Below are 10,136 nucleotides of genomic sequence, written 5' to 3'. Positions count from 1 at the left end.
CCCCGGAATGCGCATTCCCGGGTACCGCGGCGTCTGCTCGCGGGGCTGGGTGGGGCCAGCCACACCGTCGATTGGCCGGACTGCCCCATCGACTGGTGCGATGGTGGCGGTAACCATGGGGAACGTGACCATCACCCCGACCGCCCCGACCGCCCGCGACGAGTGGCGACGGATCCTGCTCACGCCGGTGCGGGCCCCGGCCTGGCGTGCCTACCTCTACTTCCTGCTGATCTCGGTCCTCGCCGTCGTCGGGGTGGCGTACCTGTTCGCGACCGGATTCGCCGCCGGATTGCTGCTCATCACCCTGATCGGGATACCGCTGCTGGCGCTCGTGGTGCTGACGGGGCGACTGTGGAACAGGCTCTACCGTTCGCTGGCCCGGCTCCTCGGAGTCACGATCGACCCGCCCGCGCCCTTCGAGCGCGGGGCCGGCCGACTGCACACCGTCGTCGCGGCCCTGACCGATGCGGTCGGCTGGCGCGGGCTGGGATTCCTTCTGCTGCAGAGCATCGTGATGACACCCGTCGGATACGGCGTGCTGGTGGGGGTCACGATGGCGGTGTCGCTGGCCGCGTCGCCGGTGATCTGGGCGGTCACCGGGGAACCGGTCGTCAGCTTCGGTGATCCGGTGGATTCGCTGGGCGCCTACCTGCTGTTGGCGGTCGGCGGAGTGCTCGCGACGTACCTGCTGGGCTGGGTGATGCTCGGGATCGGGCGCGCACACCTCTGGCTCGCGGTGACCCTGCTTTCGGCGCCGGACCGCGAACGGCGGGTCTCCGAGCTGGAGAAGGCCAGGGCCGATGTGGTCGACGATTCGGCCGCGACCCTGCGGCGCGTCGAGCGTGATCTGCACGACGGCACCCAGGCCCGGTTGATCTCGGTGGCGATGACTCTGGCCCGCGCCGAGGAACGGATGGCCGGCCGCGGCGAGGATGACCAGGCCCGCCGGTTGGTGTCGGATGCCCTGGCCAACACCAAGGACACCCTCGCCGAACTGCGCGACCTGGTACGCGGGATACGGCCTCCCGCACTGGATCTCGGCTTGGGGCCGGCCGTGCAGACGTTGGCGGCGCGCAACCCGGTCCCGGTGGAGCTGGTCGACGATATGGCCGTGCGGCGGTCGTTGGGAGTCGAGACGCTGGCCTACTTCTGCGTGGCCGAGCTGCTGACCAACGTGTCCAAACATGCCGGTGCGAGCCGGGCCACGGTCTGGTTGCGCAGCGACGCCGACGAGCTTCGAATCGCGGTGGCCGACGACGGATCCGGAGGTGTGCAACCCGCCAACGGCTCGGGGTTGACCGGTCTGGCCGACCGGCTGCGCATGGTCGACGGCAGGCTGGACATCGACAGCCCGCCCGGCGGGCCCACCACGGTCACGGCGGTCGTGCCGTCGGGTGGCCAACGATGACCAGGATCGTCATCGCCGAGGACAGCGCGATCCTGCGGGACGGGCTGACCCAGCTGCTGACCGAACGTGGGCACCAGGTGGTGGCCGGGGTGGGGACGGCCGAGGAACTGCGCGAGATCGCCGACACGCTGGCTCCCGAGGTGTTCGTCGTCGATATCCGCATGCCGCCGACGTTTACCGATGAGGGCCTGGTGGCGGCGCTAGGCCTGCGGCGTTCGCATCCGCAGATCGGGGTGCTGGTTTTCTCGCAATGGGTCGAGACCCGTTACGCCGCCGAGCTTCTGGCCGGCAACCCGGCCGGGGTGGGTTATCTGCTCAAGGACCGGGTCGCCGATATCGCCGAGTTCGACTCCGCAGTACGTCGCATCGCGGCAGGCGGAACCGCGCTGGACCCCGAGGTGGTGCGCCAGCTGATGGGCAGCCAGCGGGGCGCAGGCGTGCTGGACCGGTTGACGGCCCGCGAACGCGAGGTGCTCGCGCTGATGGCCGAAGGTCATTCCAACAGTGCTCTGGCCGAACATCTTTCGATATCGGAGCGGGCGGTGGAGAAGCATGTCGGCAGCATCTTCACCAAGCTCGACCTGCCGCCCTCGGCGGCCCACCATCGGCGCGTGCTCGCGGTCGTCACCTACCTCAACTCGTGAATGTGCCCCCTTTTTCTCCGCGAGCAGACACGTGGGTACCCCGGAATGCGCATTCCCGGGTACCGCGGCGTCTGCTCGCGGGAGAAAGGTGCGCGCAGGAAAGGTCAGGCTCGCAGTCCGTTGAGCGCCCAGACCGTCAGATAGGCCAGCCCGAAGAACGCCGCGACCGCCACCGCCACCCCGGTGGACTGCACATAGGACAGCGGTGAGCGCACCCACTCGATGGTCGCGGCCATCACCGCATCGGGCCGGGTCACCAGATCCCAGGAATTCCACCGCTGGAACCGGCCGATCACCACCCCGACCGCACACAACCCCACCGAGAGCGCGACCGACAACCAGCCCGCGAAGGCGCCGAATTCGGCCGTGATCCGGTTATGCACCAACAACAGTGACACCACACCGAGCAGGATGCCGGTCCACGCCGCGAACCCGTACTGCAGCACATGCCGCCACAGTTCGTAGCCCTCGCCGAGATGGACCAGGTCGGTCACCAGATACGGGGCGTTGGGCAGGAATGCCAACCAGCCCAGGCCCAGCGGCAGCAGCCACAGCCGCCGCTCGACCAGGTCGAACGCCACCGCGAACAACATCGGGATCCAGGCCAGGACGAGATTCCACACCAGGAACTTGGTCGGATAGGACATCGGGGCGGCGGGGTCGGTGATCCCCAGCGCCAGTGTCAGAGCGGTCGTCGCCATCAGCGCGACGATCAGCAGGATCCCGCGGGCTTCGGTCATCGGACCAGTCTGCCGGGTCGGGCTCGATCCGCGGAGTGCCGGTCACCGCATCGTGCGCCCGGCGGTTCTCGCGGCCTCGAGGAACGCGAGTACCGCGGGCGCGGTGCCGTCGGGGTGATAGGCCACCCCGATGCTCAGCTGCGGATGGGGGCCGCGGATCGGTCGGTAGGTGACGCCGGCGCGGTCGAGCCGCTGGGTGCGCGACGCGATGAAGCCGACCCCGACGCCGGCGGCCACCAGCGCGATGATCGACTGTGCGGGAAAAGCTTCCATCGCGATCTTCAACGCGAAACCGGCGTCCTGGCACTGTCGCAGCACCGTGTCATACAGCTGCGGTGCGATCTGCCGGGGAAAGATCACGGCCTGCTCGTCGCGGAGATCGCGCAGTTCCAGTGTGTCCGCCGCCGTCAGCCGGTGCTCGGCCGGCAGTGCGACGTGGAAGGGGGCCCGTCCGATCTCCCGGACGGCGAGATCGCGGTCTTCGAGGGGTGGATGCACCAGCCCGATGTCGAGATCGCCCCGCAGCAGGGCGCGCTCCTGTTCGGCGGTGGTCATCTCGCGAACCAGCACTCCCACGTCCGGGTGGGCGTCGCGGAACACCGCGGCGATCTCGGGATAGATGACGTACAGCGCGGGCGCGGTGACGCCGAGCCTGAGTTGGCCGATCTCGCCTCGATCGACCCGTGCCGCCAGATCGGCAGCCTCGGTCATGTGCTGCAGCATCTTTCGCGCCTCGCTCAGGAAGGCGTGCCCGGCCGGCGTCAGTGACACCATGCGCTTGTTGCGATGGGCCAGCCGAACGCCGATCGTCTGTTCGAGGCGGCGGATCTGCTGGCTCATCGCGGGCTGGCTGATGTGGCAGCGTTCCGCGGCGCGGCCGAAATGAAGTTCGTCCGCCAGCGTGACGAAACACTCGAGTCCTGTCCGGTCCATGCGGCCAGCCAACCAGAAATAAGTAAACAGAATCAATCAATCACAACAAAGAGTTGGACCTTATCAAACGTCGGCTCCTAGGGTGGCTGCCATCACATCGGAGCGAGAGACGGGTTGTATGCCACAGCGAATTGTCGACGGATCGCCGATCCGCATCACCGGTATCGAGACGACGGTGGTCAACGCCGAACTGCGCAACTGGGTGCTGGTGAAAGTGCGTACGGATCAGGACGGTCTGTACGGGTGGGGCGAGGCGAGCCTGAACTGGAAGACGCGGGCGGTGCTCGGCGCGCTCGAAGACTTCGAGTCGATGATCGTCGGGCGGGACCCGCGGGATATCGAACAGATCGTCCGGGTTCTGACCAAGCACAGCTACTACCGTCTCGGCATCATCGGAACCACCGCGATCAGCGGAATCGAGCACGCGCTGTGGGACATCTTCGGCAAGTCCGTCGGGCTGCCGGTCTGGCGGCTGCTCGGCGGGCAGACCCGGGACAAGGTGCGGGTCTACACCCACCTCGGCCTCGGTGATATGCGGTCGGTCTACGACACCTACGACGCCCCGGACACCGCCGTCCTGCGGGACAAGGCAACCGAGATCCTCGAAAAAGGTTACGACGCGGTGAAAGTCGTCCTGGTTCCCTACGGTGCGCATCTCAATGTCGCGGCCGAGCGCCGTCGCGTCGACAAGCTGATGGCTACCCTGCGGGAGACGGTCGGACCCGATGTCGACATCATGATCGACTTCCACGGCAGGCCGGCCTCGGTGGCGGCGGCACTGCAGTACATCGAGGTCCTGGCCCCCTATGACCCGTTGTTCTGCGAGGAGCCCGTGCAACCCGGGGACACCGAGGCACTCAAGGCGGTGGCCGAGCGCTCACCCGTGCCCATCGCGAGCGGCGAGCGGCTGATCGGTCTCAAAGAGTTCATCCCGGTGTTGTCGGCCAAGGCTATACACGTCGCACAGCCCGACCTCAACCACACCGGCGGACTTCTGGAGGGAAAGCGGATCGCGGCCCTCGCCGACGCCGAGATGGTCGGCGTCGCACCGCACAACCCCAACGGTCCGATCGCCGGTGCGGCGGCGCTCCACTTCGCGGTCAGCACACCGAATTTCGTGATTCAAGAGGAAATGAGCGGCGCGGTCAGCTGGTACGACGACGTGGTGCGCACCCCGATGCGCCGCGACGGCAGTTTCTGGCAGGTTCCACACGAGCCGGGACTGGGGGTGGAGGTGGACGAGAAGGCCGCCGCGAAACATCCGTACAGCCCGGAGGTGGCCCACAGCAGCGCCGCGGTCCTCGCGGACGGAACGGTGGTGGACTGGTGAGCCTCACGTTGCGTGCCTTCGCGCACCCCGCGGGCCTGCACAATGCGACGCCGCCGCGCATCGTGTTCGGGCCGGGCACCGCTGCGACACTCGCCGAGGAGGTCCGGCGGCTCGGTGCCGGGCGGGCGATGATCGTCACCACACCCGGTCGTCGGCGCATGGGTGACGAGTTCGCCGACGCCATCGGAAGTCTCTGCGTCGGAACGCTTCCCGAAGCGGTCAGCCAGGTGCCCGTCGAGGTGACCCGCCGCGGCGCCGAGAAAGCCGCAGGCAACGGTGCCGACTGTCTGATCGCCATCGGCGGCGGTGCCGCGACCGGGCTGTGCAAGGCCATGGCGTACGAATCCGGGCTGCCCATCATCGCGGTGCCGACCACCTACAGCGGATCGGAGATGACCGGCTACTGCGGGATGACCGAGAACGGCGTGAAGCGCATGCATGAGAGCCTGGCCATGCGCGTATCGACGGTGATCTATGACGCCGAACTGTCGCTGGCGCTGCCGCCCGCGATCAGCGCCGCGAGCGCCATGAATGCGCTGGCCCACTGCGTCGACGCCAGCTATCTGCCGACCCTGAGCCCGCTGCTGGCCCCCGCGGCCGTCGAAGGAGCGCGCATCGTCGCACAGACCCTGCCCGCACTGCTCGCCGACCCGTCGAGCATCGACCTCCGAAACGAGATGCTCTACGCCGCTTACCTCTCCGGTGCGGCACTGACGGGAGGCTTCGCACTCCAGCATGCGGTGGCCCATATGCTCGGTGGCAGCTACGGTGTCGAGCACGGAACCGCGCACGCGGTGGTACTGCCATACGTCACCCGGCAGTTGGTCCGCTCCGCCCCCGAACCGCTGGCCCGGATAGCCGACGCCCTGGGTACCCACGACCTGTCCGGGACCATCTGGGATCTGGTGGCCCAGGCCGGACTTCCGGTCCGCCTCGGGGACATCGGATTCGGCCCCGAGGACATCGAGCGTGGCGTGATGATCGCGACGACGGCGGACGCGCCGTCGACCGATCCCGACGTCCACGACGCGAACCGTCCGGGCAATGCCATCCCCATCACAGCGGACGTGGTGCGCTCCGTACTGCAGGCCGCATGTCGCGGCGATCGGCCCAGTGATCTGCGATGAAGGTATTCCTGATCGGTGAGGCCGGTGAGCACCGCGACGACCTCCGCCCGCATCTGCACGGCCCGGCCGACCTGGTCGCCCTGCCGTGGTCGGCGGCCGGTACGCCGGATTTCGACGGTCAGATCGACGAGGACGACGTCGTGGTGTCCCTGCGGTTTTCGCGGCCGGATGGTGCGCCACCGTTTCGCCTGCTGCATGTCCCCGGCGCCGGTCTTGACCAGATTCGCCTCGACGGGCTGCATCCGGAGACATTGGTGGCCAACGTCTTCGAGCACGAGGGCCCGATCGGTGAGTTCGTTCTGGCCAGGCTGCTGGAATGGGAGATCCGGGCCGGCGCGCTGCAGCGGGATTTCGACGCCGGGTCCTGGCCGCAGATGTACGGCAACCGGATACCGCACGGCGAGTTGGCGGGTAAGACGCTCGTGCTGATCGGCTACGGCCGGATCGGCCGGGCGATCGCCGCGCGGGCGCGCGCCTTCGGCGTGATCGTCGTCGCCGTCGACGACCATGCGACGTCCGACGCCCATGCGGCGGTGTTACCCACCGCCGAGCTGGAACAGCTGCAGTCGCGCGCCGACTATCTGGTGGTGGCCTGCCCGCTCACCCCGGACACCGAGGGCCTCATCGATGCGCGGGCGCTCAAGCGTCTTGGTCCTCATGGCGTCGTGGTGAACGTGTCCAGGGCACAGATCGTCGTCGAGCAGGCGCTGTACGAAGCTCTGCGCGACAATGAGATCGGTGGTGCCATCCTCGATGTGTGGTACCGCTATCCCACTCCCGATGACCCGGACGGCCCGCCGTCGACGGCTCCGCTGTGGGAACTGCCGAACGCCTGGTGCACCCCGCATTCCTGCGCGTGGACCGTCGAACTGCCCCGCCGCCGATACGCGGTGATCGCCGACAACATCAATCGCCTGGTGGCCGGGCTGCCACTGCGCAACGTGGTTCACGCGCCGAAGGGCGCCGCTCAAAGAGGAGCAGAATGATGACCGCCACCCAAGCCCCGGAACAGATTTGGGCCGAGTCCAAGAACCGTCTGATACCCGGAACCGTGATCGGCAGCGTGATCGAATGGTATGACATCGCCGTCTACGGTCAGGCCGCGGCGTTGGTGTTCAGCACGCTGTTCTTCCCCGAATTCTCGGCAACCGCAGGGATTATCGCGTCGTTCGCGACCTTCGGTGTCGGCTATTTCGCGCGACCGCTGGGCGCCATGCTGTTCGGCCATCTCGGCGACCGGTACGGCAGGCGTTTCTCGCTTGTCGCGACGTTGCTGCTGATGGGTTTCGCCACCGTGGCCATCGGGTTGTTGCCGACCTACGCCAGTGTCGGCATGCTGGCGCCGATTCTGCTGGTGGTCTGCCGGCTCCTGCAGGGCCTCGGTGTCGGCGCCGAATATGTCGGAGCCGTAACCATGGTCGCCGAATTCGCACCCGTCAAACGGCGCGGCTTCTACTCCTCACTGCCCGCGGCAGGCGTGTTCATCGGGATCGGGCTGGCCGCGGCGGTCAGCGCCTGCGTGGCGATGCTTCCCGAGGAACAATTGATGACGTGGGGATGGCGGATTCCGTTCCTGCTGAGCCTGCTCGTCGTCGCCATCGGACTTCTGATTCGGCTGCGCGTTCCGGAGTCCCCGGTCTTCACCAACCTCAAAGAGGCGCGGGCGCGGACCAAGGTGCCGGTGCTGGCCCTGATCAAGGTGATGCCGAAGCGCCTACTCCTGGTCATGGTCGCCAACGGCGTGCTGGCCTTCAACATCTATGTGGTTCAGACGTATTCGCTGAGCTACATCGCCGACAAGGGCGTCGCCAAGAGCGTTGCGCTGAGCGCGGTGCTGGTCGGATGCGCGGTCGGCGCGCTGGCGATTCCACTGATCGGAACGCTGTCGGACCGGACCGGGCGCAGGCCCGCCTATCTGGCCGTCAGCGCCTTCTGCGCGGTGATCCCGTTCCCCTTCTTCTGGCTGCTCGACACGGCTAACACCGTGTTGATCCTGGTGGGCTTCGCCCTGGCGCTCGGTGGCTGCCTGACGATGTTCGGCTCACAGGCGGCGTTCTACTCGGAACTCTTTCCCGCCGAGTTCCGGTTCAGTGGTTTCGCGTTGGGGCGCGAGATCCCCGGTGCGGTACTCGCCGGCCCGGCCCCGATCATCTCGGTGGGGCTCGTCGGCTTCGCCGGTGGGTCTGCGGTCTGGCTGGCCGCCGCGATGGTCGCGGTGGCCGTCGCCGGACTTCTCGCGGTGATCGCCCTGCCGGAGACCCGGGGAACCGATCTGGCACCGATGGTGGACCTGGATCGGGCGACCGCGCACCGCCCTGCGGCGTCACCCCGGTAGGGCCCCGCGATTCGGTTCGGCCTGCGCCTAGTTCATGTTCCAGGGTTCGCCGTAGGTGGTGACGCTGTCGCCGGTCGAGGCGATGAGGCGGGCGAAGGGACGCAGCAGCACGCCGCCGGCCGCACCGGTCACGGTGCCGTGGGCGTTGGAGACCGCGACACCACCGGTGGCACCCTTGACGTCCACCGAGAAGGTGGCCACCTCCTGGATGCCGGGGCCGTTGCCGAGGTCGGCCGAGATCGACACACCGGGGAACAGGTTCGGGGTGATGACCGAGCCCAGGGGATCGAGGCCGGAGAGGTTGACGTCGTCGAGCAGGATGTTGGGCGTGGTGTAGGAGAAGTTGATGCCGACTCCGAGTGACCACGGGAAGCCGATCTGGTAGCCGAGCTCGAGGGTGCCCTCGAACTCGTCGGCGCCCTCGCCCGCCACGACGAACTTGGCGCGGCCGGAATGGAACCACTCACGGGTCAGGCGGTTGCGGTCGAGCGGGGACACTCCGTTGAGGAAGGTGTCCCACTGCTGGACGGTCAACGTCCGATCCTGACCGTCGACCAGGCTCAGCTCGTTGTCCAGACCTGCGTGCGATGTTCCTGTGCTGGTGAACAGCGCGGCGATCGCCGCAACCATCGCGATCAGCATCCGACCGATTGCCCTCATGTGCTCCCTAGCCATATCGTCGGCAACCCGCGGCGGGCGACCGTGTTTGTCGTGCCCACCCCGTGCTCTCAGCTGGCTGGCAGAAATCGTCCAGGTAGGCCCCAGGAACATAGCGGTGCGGCATCCGGTCGACAATGGCTACGAATCGAGCCACGTCACCTGCGGCGGCCTGAGGATGGATTAGCTGCAATTGCAGTGCGGTAGGGATTTTCCAGTAGTCATGTAAGTCGCGACGTTAGCTGTACATCCCCGCGCAACGTTTATATTTGCGTTCGCAATTATTCCGTAAGGTGATCAAGATCACCGATCCGGCGGGTGCCCGTACCGAAACAGAACCGCCCCCGGGATGACCCGGGGGCGGTTCAGCAGAGCGTTGGTCAGAACGCCGCTTCGTCGAGTTCCATCACGTCGTTGTCGATGGTTTCGAGGACCTGGCGGGTGCTGGTCAGCAGCGGCAGCTGGTTCTTGGCGAAGAACGAGGCGGCCGCGATCTTGCCGTCGAGGAAGGTCTGCTCGTCACCGGTCGCTCCGGCGTCGAGCTTGTCGATCGCCACCGCGGCCTGGCGCAGCAGCAGCCAGCCCAGCAGCAGGTCGCCGACCGAGAGCAGGAACCGCACCGAACCCAGGCCCACCTTGTAGATGCTCGCCGTGTCCTCCTGGGCGGCCATCAGGTAGCCGGTCAGGGTGGCGGCCATGCCTTGCACGTCCTGCAGGGCGGTGCCCAGCAGGGCACGTTCGGTCTTGAGCCGGCCGTTACCGGACTCGTTGTTGATGAACTGCTCGATCTCACCGGCCACGAACGCCAGCGCCTGGCCCTTGTCGCGGACGATCTTGCGGAAGAAGAAGTCCTGGGCCTGGATGGCGGTGGTGCCCTCGTAGAGGGAGTCGATCTTGGCGTCGCGGATGTACTGCTCGATCGGGTAGTCCTGCAGGAACCCCGAGCCACCGTAGGTCTGCAG

General features: G+C 67.3%; 10 protein-coding genes. 6 read left to right on the top strand and 4 right to left on the bottom strand.

Annotation, left to right across the window (positions count from 1 at the left end):
* The first annotated feature begins 115 nt into the window (after positions 1–115).
* Positions 116–1,408 carry a sensor histidine kinase gene (locus ACWDTP_RS34140; protein ID WP_450027651.1) on the top strand — a complete coding sequence of 431 codons (1,293 nt, stop codon included), beginning with the start codon at positions 116–118 and terminating at the stop codon, positions 1,406–1,408.
* Entirely contained in the window at positions 1,405–2,052 is a 648-nt protein-coding gene (locus ACWDTP_RS34135) for a response regulator transcription factor (protein WP_450027650.1), read from the top strand. Before ACWDTP_RS34140 ends, ACWDTP_RS34135 begins: the two co-directional genes overlap by 4 nt.
* A 104-nt stretch (positions 2,053–2,156) precedes the next feature.
* Here the strand turns inward: ACWDTP_RS34135 and ACWDTP_RS34130 are convergent, their stop codons facing one another.
* Both ACWDTP_RS34130 and ACWDTP_RS34125 read right to left on the bottom strand, forming a co-directional pair.
* Positions 2,157–2,792, bottom strand: a complete 636-nt coding sequence (locus tag ACWDTP_RS34130; RefSeq protein ID WP_450027649.1) for a DUF1361 domain-containing protein — start codon at positions 2,790–2,792, stop codon at positions 2,157–2,159.
* A gap of 42 nt (positions 2,793–2,834) precedes the next feature.
* Complete coding sequence (locus ACWDTP_RS34125) at positions 2,835–3,725, bottom strand: LysR family transcriptional regulator (protein WP_450027648.1); 891 nt, start codon at positions 3,723–3,725, stop codon at positions 2,835–2,837.
* Between the two features lie 118 nt (positions 3,726–3,843).
* Here ACWDTP_RS34125 and ACWDTP_RS34120 point away from each other — a divergent pair, with 118 nt between their 5' ends.
* From ACWDTP_RS34120 to ACWDTP_RS34105, 4 genes are read left to right on the top strand one after another with little or no spacing between them, the layout of a single operon-like run.
* Entirely contained in the window at positions 3,844–5,055 is a 1,212-nt protein-coding gene (locus ACWDTP_RS34120) for an enolase C-terminal domain-like protein (RefSeq protein WP_450027647.1), read from the top strand.
* Positions 5,052–6,182, top strand: coding sequence for a maleylacetate reductase (locus ACWDTP_RS34115; RefSeq protein WP_450027646.1), 1,131 nt, complete (start codon positions 5,052–5,054; stop codon positions 6,180–6,182). Before ACWDTP_RS34120 ends, ACWDTP_RS34115 begins: the two co-directional genes overlap by 4 nt.
* Positions 6,179–7,168, top strand: coding sequence for an NAD(P)-dependent oxidoreductase (locus tag ACWDTP_RS34110; protein ID WP_450027645.1), 990 nt, complete (start codon positions 6,179–6,181; stop codon positions 7,166–7,168). Before ACWDTP_RS34115 ends, ACWDTP_RS34110 begins: the two co-directional genes overlap by 4 nt.
* Positions 7,168–8,517 carry an MFS transporter gene (locus ACWDTP_RS34105; protein WP_450027644.1) on the top strand — a complete coding sequence of 450 codons (1,350 nt, stop codon included), beginning with the start codon at positions 7,168–7,170 and terminating at the stop codon, positions 8,515–8,517. The genes ACWDTP_RS34110 and ACWDTP_RS34105 overlap by 1 nt, the downstream gene beginning before the upstream one ends.
* A 27-nt stretch (positions 8,518–8,544) precedes the next feature.
* Here the strand turns inward: ACWDTP_RS34105 and ACWDTP_RS34100 are convergent, their stop codons facing one another.
* The gene (locus ACWDTP_RS34100) at positions 8,545–9,177 is read right to left on the bottom strand and encodes an MspA family porin (protein WP_450027643.1); all 633 of its coding nucleotides are present in this window, start codon (positions 9,175–9,177) and stop codon (positions 8,545–8,547) included.
* Between the two features lie 377 nt (positions 9,178–9,554).
* Positions 9,555–10,136, bottom strand: a 582-nt coding sequence (locus ACWDTP_RS34095) for an acyl-CoA dehydrogenase (protein ID WP_450027642.1), incomplete at its 5' end; no start/stop codon positions are given.

The sequence above is a fragment of the Mycobacterium sp. NPDC003449 genome, from assembly GCF_053588415.1.
This window is presented reverse-complemented; position numbering and strand designations above follow the sequence as displayed.